Origin of the sequence: Bariatricus sp. SGI.161 (assembly GCF_050313695.1) — a bacterium.
GTDB lineage: Bacteria > Bacillota > Clostridia > Lachnospirales > Lachnospiraceae > JAFBIX01.
In genome coordinates this window covers 1-18,303 of record NZ_JBNPLX010000030.1, presented here as the reverse complement: position 1 = coordinate 18,303, position 18,303 = coordinate 1, and the positions used below count along the sequence as shown (strand labels likewise).

The following is an 18,303-nucleotide window of genomic DNA, read 5'->3' as shown; positions in this document are numbered from 1 at the left end:
TCTTTTAGTGATACCAAATATTCCCCGTAAAGTAAAGCATAAAAAAGACACAATACTCTTAAAAAGATTATTGTGTCTCCGCTTCTCATACAATAATTGTCACTCGTCTTTGTTATTTGTTTAAATTGTATCTCTTTTCATCCTTTATGTCAATCTTTTTGTAATAATTGTCCGAAAATCAATGTTTGTCATCAGCCCATGCTAAAGCACCTCTCACAGCTCTTGTCCATCCCTTCAGTATCTTTTCTCTTTCTTCTTCTTCAATCTGTGGAACAAACGTCTTGGAAAGTGCCCAGTTTTCAAGAACATCATCTACATTTTTCCAATATCCCACTGCAATTCCAGCAAGATACGCTGCTCCCAGTGCAGTTGTCTCTACACATTCCGGACGCAGCACTTCTACATCTAATATATCTGCCTGAAACTGCATTAGGAAGTTATTCATAGAAGCACCGCCATCTACCTTTAGACTGGTAATATCTACGCCTGATTCTTTCTTCATGACTTCCAGAATATCTCTTGTCTGATATGCCATAGATTCAAGAACCGCCCGAATAAAATGCTCTTTACTACATCCTCTTGTAACACCAACGATTGTTCCTCTTGCATATTGATTCCAATAAGGAGCACCCATTCCCGTAAATGCCGGCACAACATAGACCCCATTGGTATCTTTTACCGATACAGCATATTCCTCAGATTGTGCCGCATTTTTTATCATACGCATCTCATCGCGAAGCCACTGTATTCCAGCCCCAGCAACAAACACACTTCCTTCCAGAACATACTGAATCTTTTCCCCTGCATTTGCTGCAATTGTAGTTAACAGCCCATTGTCTGAAGTTACAGCCTTCTCACCGGTATTCATCAACAAGAAGCAACCTGTACCATATGTGTTTTTCACCTCCCCTGCTGAAAATCCGCATTGTCCAAACAGAGCTGCCTGTTGATCACCTGCTGCACCTGTAATCGGAATACTTCCCCCTAACACGCTTGTTTCCGTATATCCATATACATAACTGGATGGACGTACTTTTGGCAGCATAGACTTTGGAATATGAAAATATTCCAGTATCTTTTCATCCCAGCAAAGATCATGGATATTATACATCATAGTTCTGGACGCATTCGTATAATCTGTGACATGAACGGTTCCTTTTGTTAGATTCCAGATTAACCATGTATCAATCGTTCCAAACATCAGATTTCCAGCTTCTGCTTCTTCCCTTGCTCCTTCCACGTTATCAAGAATCCATGCAACTTTTGACGCACTAAAATATGCATCCGGTATTAATCCAGTTGTGTTATGTACATATTCAGAAAATCCATCCTTCTTCAATTTTTCAATGCTTTCTGCGGTTCTCCTGCACTGCCATACAATTGCATTATAGACCGGAAGTCCCGTATGGCGATTCCAGACCACAGTTGTTTCGCGCTGATTCGTAATTCCAATTGCCGCAATCTCCGTACCCGTAGCACCAATCTTACTGATTGCTTCAGCTGCAACCGCCAGTTGGGAAGACCAGATTTCCATGGGATCATGTTCTACCCATCCTGGTGCCGGATATATCTGCCGAAACTCCTTCTGTGCCATACTGCAGATGTGTCCCTGATGATCAAATAAAATACATCTGGAACTTGTGGTTCCCTGGTCCAGCGCCATAACATATTTCTTCATATGCATTCCTCCTTTCATAGTATTTCTTTATTATTTAATTAATACTTGACGTCGTTATCACAGGAATTCCTGTATCTGCCACATCTTCAACTATTATCTGACCGATCAAAACCGGCGGCTCAATTTCCAGTTGTTTTAACTCTTTGACACAGTCCATAACCTTTCCTTTGGGAATATCCTCTTTTGTCTTTACCGGGACGACTCCCCCTCCCTTTACATTCACGGTTGTTGTCACAATCCTGGTTGGATCAGTCACTTCTTTTCTGGCATATACATCTCCACGCATACATGTATTTCCAGTCACACTTTTCACTTGATTATCTTCTATTTTCACATACAACGTACAACCCATCGGGCAGCCAATGCAGGTCAATACTCTTTGTCCCATAATCTCACCTCCCACATCTATCACATGGTTTCCAAAGCAACTATGATCTTATCAATATTGCAGAACTCTTCTAACTTTGCTTTCTCAATGATTACTTCTTCCATCTCTCCGGGAGTCACAATCTGTTTTTTCCTGTGTATGATCCTCTTTTCCCCCAGATAAACACTGATATAGCAATTTCGATAGACATTACCCACTCTGAAACGAATCTTCACTTTATCACGCATTCGCTTCGGTTCTATAGTAGCCGGAACTGTATATCGTACACCGTCTTGCGGTTCTATCTTAATCGCTTGTTCTTCTCTTTCTTTCAATTCTCCACGAAGATACGCCGCTGCGTTTTCTCCCGCACATTTTGCTTCTTCTGAAACATAGTCCACCAGATCATGTACATGAAGAACATTGCCACAGGCAAATACTCCTGGCAGATTACTTTCAAGACTTTCATCCACAACGGGTCCGTTCGTAATCGGATTCATACAGATTCCCATTGCTCTGCTCAGTTCATTTTCCGGTATCAATCCACAAGAAAGAAGAAGTGTATCACAGACATATTCTTCCTCAGTTCCCGGAATTGGTTTTCCTTTCTCATCTACTTCTGCAAGAATAACCCCCTCCAATTGTTGCTTTCCTTTGATATCAACAACCGTATGCCGTAACTTTAACGGGATTCCAAAATCATCCAGACACTGGACGATATTCCTCTTCAAGCCGCCGGAATACGGCATTAATTCTGCAACAACCTTCACCCTGGCTCCTTCCAGAGTCATTCTTCTCGCCATGATAAGACCGATATCTCCAGAGCCAAGAATTACGACTTCTTTTCCCGGAAGAAATCCCTCTATATTGACCAGACGTTGCGCCGTTCCAGCTGAATAGATTCCCATCGGACGATACCCCGGAATATTCAAGGCTCCTCTCGGGCGTTCCCTGCATCCCATGGCAAGAACAATTGCTTTTGCCTGTACCTGCACGATTCCATCCGTTCTGTTCATCATCATTACCACTTTACGCGGCGAAATATCCAGAACCATTGTTCCAGTCAGATAAGGAATCCCCAGTTTCTGAACCTGACAGATAAAACGATGGGCATATTCCGGTCCGGTAAGCTCTTCCTGAAATGTATGCAACCCGAAACCATTGTGAATACATTGGTTCAAAATACCACCTAATCTCTCATCTCGCTCAATAATCAGAATATCATCAATTCCTTTTTCTTTTGCCGCGATTGCAGCCGCAAGACCTGCCGGACCGCCTCCTACGATTACCAGATCACAATTTCTCATCTTACATCCCTCCTTCCATTCTTCCGAATATCCTTCAATTCCAAATGCAATTCCCTTGCAAGAATTTCCATTACTTTCGGAGTACAGAATCCAGCCTGACAACGTCCCATACCCGCTCTGGTACGTCGTTTAACTCCATCCAGCGTTGTTGCTCCCAAAGGTCTGTGAATCGCATCCAGAATCTCTCCTTCTGTAATCTGCTCACATCTACACACAATCTGACCATATGCCTGATTCTCCTGAAGGAACCGATTCTGTTCCTCTTTCGGAAGATCCAAGAATCGTACAATCCCTTTTCTTTCTTCTACAAAATTCTCTTTTTCTTTCAGTTCCATCTTTTCAGCCAGAATATCCCGGACATAAATACCAATCGCCGGAGCACTGGTTAAGCCTGGAGATTCGATTCCTGCCACATCAATAAATCCTTTTGCATCTTCAACTTCACCGATAATAAATTCCCCATGTTCTTCATGCGCTCTGAGTCCGGCAAAAGACGTAATCACCTGCTTAAACGGGATATTTTTAACAGACTTTGTACATTTCTCCAAAACTTCCTGAAGTCCTTTGGCCGTTGTTGCTGTGGCTTCTTTATCCTCTATATCAATTGCAGTCGGACCAAGCAGCAGATTACCATGAATCGTCGGCGTTACCAACACTCCCTTTCCCTTTTCAGTCGGGAGCTGGAAGATTGTGTGTCTGACCAAGTCACCTGCTGTCTTATCCAGAAGACAGTAATCTCCTCTACGAGGCGTAATATGTATCTTCTGTTCACTGACCATATTGTGAAATACATCCGCATATACCCCCGCCGCATTAATTACATATTTCGTTTCAAATACACCTTGATTTGTCTGAATCCGATAGTCTTGTCCCACTCTTTCAATTAACTGAACTTCTGTTCCCAGCTTGAATTCCACACCATTTTGTGCGGCATTTTCTGCATAAGCAATATTCATGCCAAACGGACATACAATTCCTCCAGACGGGATATGCAACACTGCATACACTCCATCCGCCAGATTAGGTTCCAGCTCAAGTGCCTGCTCGCGTTTCAGGATTTTCATTCCTTTCACACCGTTTTCTTTTCCCTGCTCCAACAATTTCTCCAACGCAGGAATTCCCATTTCATTCTGACACACAACCATGGAACCATTTCTTTTAAACTCAAAATCCAGCTTTTTCGACATCTCATCCATCATAGAATTGCCCAGTACATTCAGTTTTGCTTTCAAGGTTCCAGGCTTTGCGTCAAATCCTCCATGCACGATCCCACTATTTGCTTTGCTCGTCCCTTCACATATATCGCTCTCCCGTTCCAGCACACAGATATCCAGCTGATATCTGGACAACTCTCTTGCTATCGCACATCCTGACACTCCAGCTCCGATAATGATTACATCTTTCATACTTGCTCTTCCCCTTTCTATAACTTCCAAACATTTGGATTTGTAGATGAAATTGCTGCTGCCCCTGCGGAAATAGCTCCCATAATATCTTCCTTATCAGAAATCAGACCACCGCAGATAATCGGCACTGATATTTTTTGAACAATCTGCTGTGTAATCTTTGGCATGATTCCCGGTAATATCTCCATAATATCTGGCTTTGCCTGTTCTGCTTGTTTTGATATATTTTTCAAGGCCATCGAATCCAGTATAAACACACGAAATACGGTAAACATTCCTAATTCCTTTGCTCTTTTTAACAACGTAAGTCTTGTGGAGATAATGCCATCTGCCCGGGTCTGTTCTTTCATAAAATCTACTGCGATTTCTTTACTTCCAATCCCGCCCAGCAAATCCATATGTACAATTGCAATCTTATGTGCATCTTTTACCTTCTTTACAATCTTTCCAATATTGCAGATATCTCCATATAATATAAATACGATCTTTGATTCTGTCTTAAGACATGTCTCCAGTCCTTCCTGATCTTTGACCGCTGTAATGATCGGATTATCTTCAATTGCTTCCAATATTTCTTCATGCGTATACATCATATACAACCTTCTTCCTGAATACGTTTTCATCTATAGCATCTATCTTTCATGCAATAAAAAAGAGCAAAGCTATATATAGAAAACTATATAATCACTTCGCTCATTTTCTCCTAGTAATTATCTATATATCAGTATAGCATACCTTTGTAGTAAATACAATGATTTTGTCGACAAAGATGGTGTAAACTTACTGTCAGTTGGGAAAGATTAGAGAGACTCCAAGATATAATAGAATTCGCTTTATTTTTCCCAAGTGTATAACAATCCTTCTTCTTCGTCAACTATCTTATTTAAGGGTCATTTATAAACCTTACTGCTGTTTTTATTTTTGTGCCTTGCACATTTTTTTAATCAAAGTAGTTTGATGTTGGTTCTGATGCTTGCTGTCTTTTTTGCTCTCAATCCAGGGATTGTTACCTGAAGGCGATCAATATATGATCTGGCCTGATTATATACCTTTAACCATGGAGAACACCTCTGTCTTTCTAAAGTTTTTTAGTTTGGTCACCTAATACTTTATCAGACTTTGGTGTTCTCTTAAATTTTTTATTATCCGAGAAAAATTTTACGCTAACTGTTATGAATCTTTTTCATGATACTAAAAGAATGTGTTAAATATGGGTTCTCCCATTCATAAGTACACATGCTGTCAGCACCAACAGTACCGTACTCAACAGATTTTCTATATAGAATAAGTCTGTTCGAATCTACAACTCCAGAAACTGCAAGAGCATCTCTGTTTTAAGTCTGGAAATCCGATCCTCCAGTGATACATCCAGAAGCTCCTTGACCTTACTGATTCTTTTACGGATCGTATTGATATGAACATACATCTTTTCTGCAGTAATGCTGAAATTCATATTATTTTCCAGATAAACTTTTAACGTCTTCAAAAGTTCTCTGTTCTTCTCATCTTCCATGAGCAGGCGATAGTGTCCAAGCATCGCCTCCAGTTCTTCCTCTTCTACATCCATCCATACATAAGGTCCAAGCATCTCATAATCCCAGATTTTTTTTTGGGCAAACAGTTTTTTTCCCATCATCATTACTTTCTGACATTTCTGAACGCTTTTCTTTAAAGACAACAGATTTGTTTCATCCCGGCATATGGCAAATTCCAGATCCATACCTTCACATTTTTCCATGATCTTCAACCGGAATTCTTCTAATATATTAGTCAGATATTCCAGACTACAGACACTCTTTTCCTGCGTCTCCCAGAGAATGAGCCCACTATTTTCATCCAGAAACGCCATCTTTCCAAATTTTGAAACTCCACTGTCTTGAAATGCTCTCACAAAATTCTTTCGTTCATCCCGGGCGTTTATCGATTCATCCTTTGTCTGGGCAAACATCATGCAAATATATTTCTTCGACATAGAGATACCATGCTGACTGGCCTGATAAATCAACCGCTCCCGGTCTTTCTCATCGAAATTCAAAGCATACAGGATAAAGTTTTCAAATCCTATATTACCAACACTCTGTGCAACCATAATCTGTTCATACACCGACTGCAACTCCAGAAAGGCAATTCTGATAGAATATTCATCACAATAATCAATAAACTCTTTTGATTCCATTACTACAAAATACGCCTGCGCCACATCATTCATGATAATAGGAATCAGTATCCAGCTGATCCGCGGACCATCCGGATTCTTCGGATCGATCAGTCGGTACCGTAACATATGCATATGCTCACAAAGTGTATGTCTGGTGTGTTCCATTGAAGGTTTCCAGTAATCTTCATCTCTCAGTTGAAAGGAATCGGAGATTCTCCTGAAATTTGTCGAACTATAGTATGCTGTCTCTTCATTGATATCATATAGAAATGCAGGAAAGTTCATCTCCGCTTCTACTGCCTGAAGTATTTTTTTGATCTTTCGTTCTTTAAAGCTGAGATTTGACAACTGGAATACACTGTCATTCTGAATTCGGAAACGCCGAAACGCCTGATTCATCACAGCAACGTTTACCTGATTGGTCACTTCCATAAAGCCAATCTCAAAAGGCATACTGATCAGCGGGACATCATATTTTTCAAATAATTCTAATACATATTCCGGAATCGTATCCAGATAACGCTCTCTTTTTATCATCATTCCTGCCGCCAGCTGAGCCGTCCCCTTTTGAAAATCCTGTTCCAGGCAATGTGGTTCTCTTGACAAAGCATACCCGGACGTTATGATTAGTTCTTTTCCTTTCGTCCATCTGAGTGCATCCGGCGCATCCATGATAGCAACTCCCTGTACCGCTCTGGACAATCCCTTTCTTCCTGCTACTACGTGAAAATCTTTAAAAAACTCCTGTGCCAGCAATTGATACAGTGCAATTCCCATACTAATTCCATCCTTTACAAAAACAGTTTAACCTATTGCATCTAAAAAATATGAAACAAGTGTAGCACCCTCCACAACAATGTGTCAAGAAAGCGATGTTACACTTGTTTGCTCGTTCTATTTCACGACAACTAACCCCCATACATTGGTGTATAGTCATCCTTCTTTTCTTGAAATTCTTTTAAAATAGCTTCTCTGGCCTCCTGCTTGTTATAAAGATCATAGGCAATACCTGCTATTACCTGTGCCGCACATAAGGCTCCTTTTTCTCCTAAAGTACTGCCGGCTGATGCCGTTGCCTGCCAGGAATGCGGTGCAATCCCTGCAGGCCAACAGGATGTAGAAAATACACACATTGGCATGATGTGGCTGACATCTCCGCTATCTGAGGATGCGGTAAGCGGATTGATCTCATACAGATTCCGTGAATTCAGCTTCCATACCATCGCTTCTCCTTCTGTCTCATACAGCTTCTTCGCTTTTTCTACGTCAGCCTTTGATACGGTAGCAAGAAGCCGTCCGGCAAATTCCATCTCTTCCTCGTTAAAATCCGGAAGGTCTGCTTCTTCTAAATTATGGTATGCCAGATCTCCAAACGCATGATTTTCCAGCATTTCACAACATCCATAATCCACTTTCATTTCTACCACAGTCTCTGTCATGAGAGCTGCTCCTTCTGCTACCTTTCCTACTCTTTCAAGGATTTCTTTTACGTCAGATATGTAAGGTGCCCTCACAAAATACCAGGAACCGGCTCTGGACGGAACGATGTTCGGCGCAAATCCACCACTGTCTGTAGTATAGTGTATCCTTGCTTTCGAGGTCACATGCTCCCTCAAATAGTTGACGCCCACATTCATTAATTCTACTGCATCCAGCGCACTCCTTCCAAGCTCCGGTGCAAATGCCGCATGAGAGCTTCTTCCTTTGAACTCAAAGTGCGCAGAAGCACTTGCCAGATACCCATTGTCATATACCATATTGGCACTCATCGGATGCCAGCTGATTGCCAAATCACATCCATCAAACATATGGTAATACGCCATTTTCACCTTGCCACAGAGCAGTTCTTCTTCTGGGCAGCCGTAAAAACGTACCGTTCCACTGATTTGCTCTGCTTCCAGATAACGTTTTACCGCAATAGCACCAATTGCTGCCGCTGAACCAAGCAGGTTATGTCCACATCCGTGTCCGGGCATGCCATCTGCGACCGCCTCCTTGTAATCGGTTACTTTCTGTGATAAACCGGGAAGCGCATCATACTCTCCCAGAATCGCGATGACCGGCCTTCCTGAGCCGTATTCCGCATAAAATGCATGCTCCATGTGTTCCTCATTGACAATCTTAAACCCTTCTTCTTCAAGCATTTCCTTGAAATAATCCGCAGAAGCCTTTTCAGTCCCCCCAACTTCCGGATTCTCCCAGATTGTTCTGCAGGAAGACTGAAGCAGTGATTCCATCTTCTTCACCTCAAGATGAAGGTCTTTCTTTTTCATTTTCATTTCATCCTCTCAAGTTCATTCTGCCAGAATTAAATTTATTTCTTTGCAGCATTTGACAGCGTTGCGATACCAACTGCAATACTGATAAATACAGAGCCTAACGTTCCAAGCCAATTTGATGCACCCGGAAGCCAATTAAATACACCCATACCGATTGCAAAGTAAAGCACAAATGCAATAATTAACATGATAAAACTATGTTTCACCATTTTCAATCCAAACTGAACCATCAGAGCACCAAAAAGTGCCGGAAGCAGGTAGTTCAGCGCAGCCTTTACGCTATCCGGAAGCATTGCAAGCACGCTCGAACCAAGAATTGCACCGATCGTCAGAACAGATACATTGATAATGATAGAAACTGCCATTCCCAACGTTGCAATAATCGAGCCTTTTTCTGTACCCGGTTCAACCTCTGCTGCCACCTGTGCCATACTTGCACATGGAATTCTCATGTTGGAAATGTTACCTGACAAAAATGCCATATAAGTTCCTGCGGTTCCTACTACCGGAAAATAGGAAATCGGTTCAACGAACCACAGAACACCGAATGCACTGGCACCGCTGATAAATGCGGTCAGAAGAGCAGCCGGTTTCGGGAAAATACCATATACCACTGCCATAACAACTGCCGGTGTAAATGAAACCAGAACGCCCAGATATCCTGTTAATTTACCGATTTTATTTACCTGCGGCATATATTCGTCTTTATAATAATTGTCTTTCATTTTTTCTTCCTCCTTATACCAGTGCTGTAATAATCATCGCACCCAGAATCGTAATAGTCAGTGCCCATTCTTTCAGCCAGCCGATGTTGTTCTTATTTGCAATCTTAGTAAGAATAAGCATGATCACTGCACCAAGGATACAGGCCAGCATATTATGCCATGCAGATGACATTGCTGTTGCATCTGCTTTCAGCATCATAGAATAGAAGGGCTTTGACAGATGACTTGCAACCATTGCCGAAAATACACCTATGATTGCCGCAGAAGCAATCGTTGTCAGAGTACCTGAATTTCCTTTCGAAAGCCTGTGCTCGATTTTATCCATCTTATTCGCAGAAAATGTAGCGAAAAGCACCCATCCTATAGAACAGAGGATCATTGTCCACACTGCCATACCGAGTGCTTCCTCTGTCATCGGATCTGTACCCAGTGTCACACCGACTGCCGAAGTACCAAGACCTGCAGCGATAGATTCAAACATAACAGAACCGATCATAGAAAGACGCATCCAGCCCACCGGTCCGCCTACCGTTACTAATAAGGAAAGCATTCCACTAAGTACTACGATAGAAGGTCCGATCGAGGTTACAGCACTGCTCTTCATCGCTTTCTTCATCTTTTCATCCGCCAACCCTACCTTCTTACCTGCACTGTACGCCCCTCTTGCAAAAAAGATAGCCTGAATCATTACAAATACTACCGGAATACCACAGGCAATCCACATAGGAAGTCCATTTGCGATCTGCATTACATCCATTTTAGTTTCCTCCTTTTGATAACTTTTATCTTTATGTTGTATGGATTATCATACTGTTTTTCCTACAATGTAAAAATAAATAAAAATTCACTTTTCTCTGTTTTCCCTTGTAGAGTAGAAATTATTTCACTTTTCGTTCTAACCAGTGTGCAAAACAGTACTTTAAGAAAATATTTGTCCAGAATCAGAAAATTTATTTCTTACACTGCAATTTACAAATGTATATTCTATAACTAATTACTTTTATACTCTGGAAACAATTGTTGCAAAAAAGGAGGTATATATGAAAAATCAGATTATGCTGGAAGCAGAGCAGATTAAAGAGGAAATGACAGCATGGCGCCGCAAATTGCATCAAATTCCTGAAATAGGTCTGAAACTCCCGAAAACGGTTCAATTCGTCAAGGAAAAATTGGATGAAATGGGTATTGAATATACAGTCTATGAAGAGAGTTCCAATATTGTCGCATGTATCGGGCACGGTGATACGTGCTATATGATCCGCGGAGATATGGATGCGCTTCCTATGGAAGAAAAGTCAGGGGAAACTTTCTCTTCTACCAATGGATGTATGCACGCCTGTGGTCATGATATGCATACGGCGATGATGCTTGGTGCCGCAAAACTAATAAAAGCACACGAATCCGAGCTGAAGGGTGTTGCGAAACTCCTGTTCCAGTCAGCTGAGGAAATCTTTGCAGGAGCCAAAGCAGCGATTACTTCCGGTGTCATGGAAAATCCCCATGTAGATGCCGCTATGGCTCTTCATGTGTTTTCTCAGAAGCCTCTCGGAACACTTGGCGGTCATAAGCTTCCTGCTGCCGGAGTCTATGGTTTCCGCATCAAATTAACAGGTCAGGGAGTACATGGTTCCTCCCCGGAACACGGTGTTGACCCAATCAATACTGCCATTCATATCCATCTGGGGTTACAGGAACTGATATCTCGTGAGGTCTCTGGATTTGATGAGGTTGCTCTGACAATCGGAAAATTCCATGCAGGAAGCGCTGCAAATATTATCCCCGAAACTGCTGAATTAGAAGGCACGCTCCGTGTATTCGACCCGGTACTTCGTCAGAAAATGATTCAAAGAATCCACACAATTACACAGAACATCGCTGAAGCATACCGCACAAAAGCCGAAATTGAAGTACTCAGTAACGTACCGCCTCTTGTATGTGATGAAGCGGAAAACGCATGGAGTCGAGAAGTGATCTACGAAGTCAATAATTCCCTGATCATAGATGAGTTCCATGCTATGGGCTCTGAAGATTTCGCCTTCTACTCCGAATTGGTTCCGGCAACCTTCTACATGATAGGCGCCGGAGTAGAAAATCCTGAAGAGCGATTTCCACAACATAATCCGAAGATTCGATTCAACGAAGATGTCCTTCCTATTGGAGCAGCAGTTTATACAACAGCTGTACTGAAAAGATTAAGCAAATAAAAAAACATAGCACGGGAGTGTCGCAAAACAACTGATTAACCAATTATTTTGCGACACTCCCTATCAGAAAATACAATCCGTAACATCCTTAGTTCGCTGAGATAAGATGGCATAATATCGATAAAATTCGGAACAGGTGGTGCAACACTGAACAAGTACTACCACTCCTATCATACTCAATATTTTTCCTATCATCACTCCCGGTGCATGATAAATCATCTCAATCTCATGTTTTCCTTCCTGCACTTTCATGCCAAGAAATGCAGTATTCACCTTCTCATATTCTGTTTCTTTGCCGTCTATTAATATCTCAAAATTTTCATCATAAGGAATCGATGTAATCAGATAACCATCTTTATCTCCTTCCACGATTCCTTTAATAACATTTCCTTTTGTCTCTTCTTTATCCATCTGAAATTCCGACTGAACAAGTTCATTTCGTTGATCTTCCAAAGTCGTTTCCTTCCATATATAACTGTTCAAATGGGCAATCTCATAATCACCCGCCCCAAACCTTATGTCTATCTTTGTCTGCCCTTCCTTTAGTGGAATTGCATAAGTAAATTCTTCATTTGCATTGTAATAAATATGTGTATTGGCCGTCAGCTTATTGCGGATTCCTTCCACCCATATCGACACATCTTTTGAAGGGCAATGATTATGTACTTTAGATTGTAGGAAAAACAGATCTCCTTCATTTGCTTTGGGAATCTCCACGGTATGATCAACGCTTTCCTGTGACTGGATTTTCTCGTCTTCAAATAACAGATCCAGTTTCTGAAGTCCCGCGCTCCAATTTTCCTTATCTACAGGCTCCCCTGTTTCCTCCTCCACCACAACACATTCAAGCAACGCAAGCTGGTTATAAGGAAATTCTAATTTGCGATACTCTTCTTCTGATATCAACCGTTTTGTCACATACGCAATCGGTAAAACGTCTTTATTTTCATACACGTTCTCCGCAATTTTTTCATATCCGGGAACATCCTTGTCAGAAATTATGTATTTGATTCCCATAACTCTTTGGAATATGGGATTTTTAGAGCTCGACTGCATAAACATATTTCTATATGGCTGCTCTGTTTGAAATGTTTCTGTTCGGAAATCCTGATATGTTTCATGATACACAGAGGAATATATGGAAGATACATATTGATCCACAGACCAGATACGATTTATATTGGCCGCATCTTCCGCAACCTTTCCACTTTGTTCCATCCGGTAAAACCCTGCCTCTTGTTCCGCTATCTCCTCAATTGTGGTTTGTATATTTTTATCTGTGATCTGCTCATAGAAAGCAGAATCAATGAACATATCTGCATTCTCATGAAGCATTACACCATAAACAGTTAAAAAGATAAGCGGTGGCAGAACGAGAAACTGCATACATTTTTTCCAATAGCATATCAAAAAACAGACTGCCATGATGATCGCATCAATAAGCAATAATATCCAGTATTCCTTGTTCCCGATCTGTTCTTTTTTTATACCGATCAGCAAAATCGTAAAAAGAAACGGAAGCAACCCTGTCAAAAAAGGAATCTCACCTGTTCTCTGCTTTTCCATATATTTTGCAATCAGATAGCATAACAGTGGAAGAAACGGTATCACCACTTTATCACGAATATAAAGACCGCCATTCAACAGCCATGCAAAAAGAGGCACGCTTAATATTATGATACAACCAATATGCAGCCACCTTTCGTTTCTCTTTCTATATGTTAAGCCGGAGATCAAAACTGTAATTACAAGTGTCGTTAATCCGATTCCGTATGGTGCATACACAAACCGGAAGATCTGTATATCCGGAATAAACAGCTTCCAGAATGATACCGGTGTTCCGCCGGTTCTTCCATTCATAAGAACACATGCTGTCGGCACCAGCAGTACCGCACTCATCAGCACGGCAATCAGCATCGGAAAGAGGAACTGAATGCCATCCCATAAAAATGTCCGAACTCTGATTCTTTCCTGTGATATTTCCTTTCTTTCCACATACCGGGAAATACCATATATTACAAGAACAAGCATCCCTCCGATACTAAAATAAAAACTTGTCAAAATCATCGTCCATACACTCAATGTATAGATTCCTGCTTTTCGCTTTTCAAAATACCGGTCAACACCAATCAGCGCCATACACAAAAAGGGCATGTAATTCACAAACATAATCTGGTTATAAGAATGATAAATCATAGGTCCGGACAACAGGAATAATACTGATACGAAAAAGCTGATATGATATGAAATTCCTCTATGAAGCAGCCACCGGTAAAACAGTAACAAAGCAATCACCAAATGAATCATCATCGCTGCCATGATATATGTTCCCATCTCTACACCGGGAAACAGATAAGAAATCCATACGACCGGGCTGTATAATCCATAGTAAGAAAAATTGTAAATGTTTTGTCCCCCTCCGATATTCGCAGCAAATTCCGGAAAGAACTGGCCTGTATCATAAAACAGTTGCCGAAAATACTCCGGCAACACACTATGCTGACTGATCCAGTCAACTCTCGAGCCGAAGACACCATTTCTGATACAAAACAGCCAGCAGAAAAACAGCGCTAACACGGCCAGGATGAAATATGGCAGTTTTGCTTTAACCTTTTTCTCCATCGCAACTCTCCTCACTTGAATCCTTCAGGATATAAATCGGACGATGCTTTGTTTCCAGATAAGTTTTTGCCAGATACTGTCCGACAATTCCTGTACAGAGAAGCTGTACACCTCCAACCATAAATGTAATACAGACAAGAGACGGCCATCCATCTACCGGATCTCCCCATACTGCTGTTCGAACTATAATCACAAAAATCATAAGAAATGATAACACGCAAAACAAAAGCCCGATGATGGATGCAAGCGAAAGCGGAGCAACGGAAAAGCCCATAATTCCTTCCAAAGAATATGTAAATAATTTACGAAGCGACCATTTTGTCTCTCCTGCGGATCGCTCAACATTCTCATATTCCAACCACTTTGTACGGAATCCAACCCATTCAAAAATCCCCTTTGAAAAGCGATTATACTCACTCATCTCCAGCACAGCATCCACCATCTTGCGCTTCATTAACCGATAGTCTCTTGCTCCGTTCACAATCTCTGTCTTAGAGATCCGATTGATAAATTTATAGAAAGACTCTGATAAAAAGGAACGGATCCTGGGCTCCCCGGTTCTCGTAGAACGTTTGGTAGCAACATTGTCATATCCCTCTTTCTCCAATATCTGATACATTTTGGGCAAAAGTTCCGGTGGATCCTGAAGATCCACATCCATAATCGCCACATAATCACCGTCTGCATTTTTCAATCCTGCATAAATTGCCGCCTCTTTTCCAAAATTTCTGGAAAAAGATAAATACTGGCATCTTTCATCTAAAGTATGCAGATCTTTCATTACCGATAACGTTCCATCTGTAGATCCATCATCCACAAACAACAGTTCCGTATCCACATCCTGCATCTGGAGCATAATCTTACACATTTCTTTATAATAAATCGGCAATGCCTCCTGCTCATTATAGCATGGCACAATTACAGTTATTTTTTTCACCTTTACACCTCCTGTTTCCGGAATATATAACATTTACTCAGAACATAATTCATCACAATTACAACAAATTGAAGCGCTGCTTTTGAAACTATCTCTGATATTCGTAATTCTTCTGTAAACAAATACATTCCCCAGACCTCTGCGAACAAGGATATCCCTCGCATCCCAACAAAACGGATGCATTCCTTTACGATATATTCCTTTCCTTTCTGCCTGAAAACAAAGTATTTATTCACAACAAATGCAAATAGAATTGCGGTCAGAATAGAAATAACGTTAGCAGCCTGCATCCCACATCCGGTTCCATACCTTAATACCGAAAACACTCCAATATTTACACCAGTAGTACAGATACCGGCAAACACATAACGAATCATCTCATACTGCATTCTCATCACCTCGCTGTATACTTTAACAAAATCCTCTTAAGTTTTTCCTCAAACATACCTTAAGCTTTCTTAAGTTTTTCTACATATTTCCTAATAATTGTTATAATAGAGTCATAAAATCAGGAGGTAATGTTTTTATGGATGTTTCAAACATTCTCATCGTAGATGATAATCCGGAAATTCGTGAAATCATAGAAATCCTTTTAACAGGAGAAGGGTTTTTGACCTTTCAGGCAAAAGATGGCATGACTGCCCTGAAGTTATTGCAAGAACAGGATTTTGATCTTATCATTCTGGACATTATGATGCCAGGTATCAACGGTTACCAGACCTGCCTTGAAATACGCAAATCAAGCAATGCACCTGTTCTTTTCTTAAGTGCACGAACAAAAGACAGCGATAAAACACTGGGATTTTCAAGCGGAGGTGATGATTATCTCGCAAAACCCTTTTCCTATAATGAGCTGATCAGCCGTGTCAAAGCACTGATCCGGCGTTATCATATATATAAAGGGAAAACAGAAAAGAAGAAACCTTTACAAACCATTCAATATCATCACCTTACTGTTGATGAGTATTCCGAACAGGTAAGTAAAGATGGAATATCTATTGAATTAACAGATACGGAATATCGCCTGCTTACTCTTCTTCTAGAGCATCGCGGACAAGTTTTCTCAGCTGAACGATTATACGAAGCCATCTGGGATGAACCGTATTATTACGGTGCCAATAATACAGTGATGGTACATATCCGAAATCTCCGGCGAAAAATAGAAGAGGATCCAAACAAGCCTTCACTGATAAAAACGGTATGGGGAAAGGGGTATCGATGTGATTGAAAAAATAAAAAGTATGAAAATACGGACAAAGCTTATGTTCCTTATTCTCTTTACGGGTATCATATGTTACTCGCTTTTTCAATTTCTCTGGTATAACAAATGGACTGCCTATGAATTCATCAATCCGATTTTCCATTTTGCACCGTCTCAGGGTAATGAAGATTTGTTTGATGAACTTCTTAACGAAGCTGTAAAATATGATATTCCAAAATCTGAAGAGGATACTGACGCTATAGAAAAACTACAGCCTTTTTTTAATTTAACTGACTGCTATACAAGTATTTATATCTACGGTTCAGATGGGTATTTTCGTGCCGGGAAATATGCGAGTGCAATGGATGACAGTACTTTCCGAACAATATTTGATCTTGGATACCGAATTACAGGAGGGGAAGGCGAGGGATTCCGAGAATTTACTCTGGAATTTAAAAATGGTTCTGCTCTGGTCATGCTATACTTCTACCATAACACTATGTTCCTTTATCCATATGCGCTCTTCTGCGCTATTATCTCCGTTTTGCTTTTTTTAATTGTAATTTTGTTCTTCATTTCTCAAAAAATGAAACAAATTTTTCAAATCAAAAACGGAATATTACAAATGGCATCCGGGGACTTAAAAACTGCTCTCCCAAAATACAGCAAAGATGAAATTGGTATTCTGGCTGCAGAACTGGACAAACTTCGTATCACATTAGACGATACTATCCGGCAGGAACAAGAAAGCCGACAGGCAAACCAGGATCTGATCACAGCTATGTCTCACGATCTCAGGACTCCTCTCACAATTCTGACCGGATATCTGGAAGTATTAAAACTAAAGAAATCCCCCGATATGCAGGAAGAGTATCTAAACCGTTGTCTTCAAAAAACAAAGGATATCAAAGAGATGACAGATCGGATGTTTGAATATGCTGTGATTTTTGAAGAAACCGAGACCCCCAGTTTAGAGCCTTTAGATTTTTCATTTTTTCATGAATGTTTAAGAGAGAATTTTGAATTTATCCATCTTGACGGATTTGTGTGTGAAGAAGAAGTACCCCCGGCAGATTTCCAGGATACACCTTATTTTACCGGTGATGCAACAATGATAAAGCGAATTTTCAATAACCTGTTTTCCAACATCTTAAAATATGGGGATAAATCTGAACCGGTCTGCATATGCCTTACATCTGACACACAAGAATTGAAAATTCTGCTTAAAAACAGGATAAAAACAGAGCATTCTGATATAGAAAGCAATCATATCGGATTGAGAAGCGTTGAAAAAATGATGTCTCTCCTTAACGGGAGAATTCTTTATTCTGAAAAGAATCACGAATTTGCAGTGCAGCTTACTTTTTCTGCAGACTCTTCTGTATCATAAAACTAAAAAAGGCAAGAGAAATTTCCTAT

15 protein-coding genes are annotated in these 18,303 nt (G+C 40.7%); 3 read left to right on the top strand and 12 right to left on the bottom strand.

What is annotated here, in order from left to right; genetic code table 11:
• Positions 1-178: 178 nt before the first annotated feature.
• From glpK to ACQRBH_RS14340, 9 genes are all read right to left on the bottom strand, one after another.
• On the bottom strand, positions 179-1,678 hold the full coding sequence (gene glpK / locus ACQRBH_RS14380) for a glycerol kinase GlpK (RefSeq protein ID WP_427742385.1): 1,500 nt from the start codon (positions 1,676-1,678) through the stop codon (positions 179-181).
• A 34-nt stretch (positions 1,679-1,712) separates the two neighbouring features.
• Positions 1,713-2,066 (bottom strand): DUF1667 domain-containing protein, encoded by a 354-nt coding sequence (locus ACQRBH_RS14375; RefSeq protein ID WP_427742383.1) that lies wholly within the window; start codon positions 2,064-2,066, stop codon positions 1,713-1,715.
• A gap of 20 nt (positions 2,067-2,086) precedes the next feature.
• Positions 2,087-3,352, bottom strand: a complete 1,266-nt coding sequence (locus tag ACQRBH_RS14370) for an NAD(P)/FAD-dependent oxidoreductase (protein ID WP_427762232.1) — start codon at positions 3,350-3,352, stop codon at positions 2,087-2,089.
• A complete protein-coding gene (locus tag ACQRBH_RS14365) occupies positions 3,349-4,758 on the bottom strand; it encodes an NAD(P)/FAD-dependent oxidoreductase (RefSeq protein ID WP_427762231.1) in 1,410 nt (469 codons plus the stop codon). Before ACQRBH_RS14365 ends, ACQRBH_RS14370 begins: the two co-directional genes overlap by 4 nt.
• 17 nt (positions 4,759-4,775) lie before the next feature.
• The gene (locus ACQRBH_RS14360; RefSeq protein WP_427742568.1) at positions 4,776-5,348 is read right to left on the bottom strand and encodes a glycerol-3-phosphate responsive antiterminator; all 573 of its coding nucleotides are present in this window, start codon (positions 5,346-5,348) and stop codon (positions 4,776-4,778) included.
• A 710-nt stretch (positions 5,349-6,058) separates the two neighbouring features.
• Positions 6,059-7,693 (bottom strand): PucR family transcriptional regulator, encoded by a 1,635-nt coding sequence (locus ACQRBH_RS14355; protein WP_427762229.1) that lies wholly within the window; start codon positions 7,691-7,693, stop codon positions 6,059-6,061.
• A 131-nt stretch (positions 7,694-7,824) separates the two neighbouring features.
• A complete protein-coding gene (locus ACQRBH_RS14350; RefSeq protein WP_427762228.1) occupies positions 7,825-9,189 on the bottom strand; it encodes an amidohydrolase in 1,365 nt (454 codons plus the stop codon).
• A gap of 41 nt (positions 9,190-9,230) precedes the next feature.
• The gene (locus ACQRBH_RS14345) at positions 9,231-9,920 is read right to left on the bottom strand and encodes a hypothetical protein (RefSeq protein ID WP_427742376.1); all 690 of its coding nucleotides are present in this window, start codon (positions 9,918-9,920) and stop codon (positions 9,231-9,233) included.
• A gap of 13 nt (positions 9,921-9,933) precedes the next feature.
• Positions 9,934-10,677, bottom strand: a complete 744-nt coding sequence (locus tag ACQRBH_RS14340; RefSeq protein WP_427742374.1) for a DUF5058 family protein — start codon at positions 10,675-10,677, stop codon at positions 9,934-9,936.
• A 283-nt stretch (positions 10,678-10,960) separates the two neighbouring features.
• On the opposite strand from ACQRBH_RS14340, the gene ACQRBH_RS14335 reads away from it, so the two are divergent.
• Positions 10,961-12,124 (top strand): M20 metallopeptidase family protein, encoded by a 1,164-nt coding sequence (locus ACQRBH_RS14335; protein ID WP_427742373.1) that lies wholly within the window; start codon positions 10,961-10,963, stop codon positions 12,122-12,124.
• A 63-nt stretch (positions 12,125-12,187) separates the two neighbouring features.
• Here the strand turns inward: ACQRBH_RS14335 and ACQRBH_RS14330 are convergent, their stop codons facing one another.
• From ACQRBH_RS14330 to ACQRBH_RS14320, 3 genes are read right to left on the bottom strand one after another with little or no spacing between them, the layout of a single operon-like run.
• Positions 12,188-14,746, bottom strand: a complete 2,559-nt coding sequence (locus ACQRBH_RS14330) for a YfhO family protein (RefSeq protein WP_427742371.1) — start codon at positions 14,744-14,746, stop codon at positions 12,188-12,190.
• Positions 14,730-15,683, bottom strand: coding sequence for a glycosyltransferase family 2 protein (locus ACQRBH_RS14325; RefSeq protein ID WP_427742369.1), 954 nt, complete (start codon positions 15,681-15,683; stop codon positions 14,730-14,732). The genes ACQRBH_RS14330 and ACQRBH_RS14325 overlap by 17 nt, the downstream gene beginning before the upstream one ends.
• A 2-nt stretch (positions 15,684-15,685) precedes the next feature.
• Entirely contained in the window at positions 15,686-16,072 is a 387-nt protein-coding gene (locus ACQRBH_RS14320) for a GtrA family protein (RefSeq protein ID WP_427742368.1), read from the bottom strand.
• Between the two features lie 137 nt (positions 16,073-16,209).
• On the opposite strand from ACQRBH_RS14320, the gene ACQRBH_RS14315 reads away from it, so the two are divergent.
• Positions 16,210-16,911 (top strand): response regulator transcription factor, encoded by a 702-nt coding sequence (locus ACQRBH_RS14315; RefSeq protein WP_427742367.1) that lies wholly within the window; start codon positions 16,210-16,212, stop codon positions 16,909-16,911.
• Positions 16,904-18,274 carry a histidine kinase dimerization/phospho-acceptor domain-containing protein gene (locus ACQRBH_RS14310; RefSeq protein ID WP_427742365.1) on the top strand — a complete coding sequence of 457 codons (1,371 nt, stop codon included), beginning with the start codon at positions 16,904-16,906 and terminating at the stop codon, positions 18,272-18,274. Before ACQRBH_RS14315 ends, ACQRBH_RS14310 begins: the two co-directional genes overlap by 8 nt.
• The last annotated feature ends 29 nt before the right edge of the window (positions 18,275-18,303 follow it).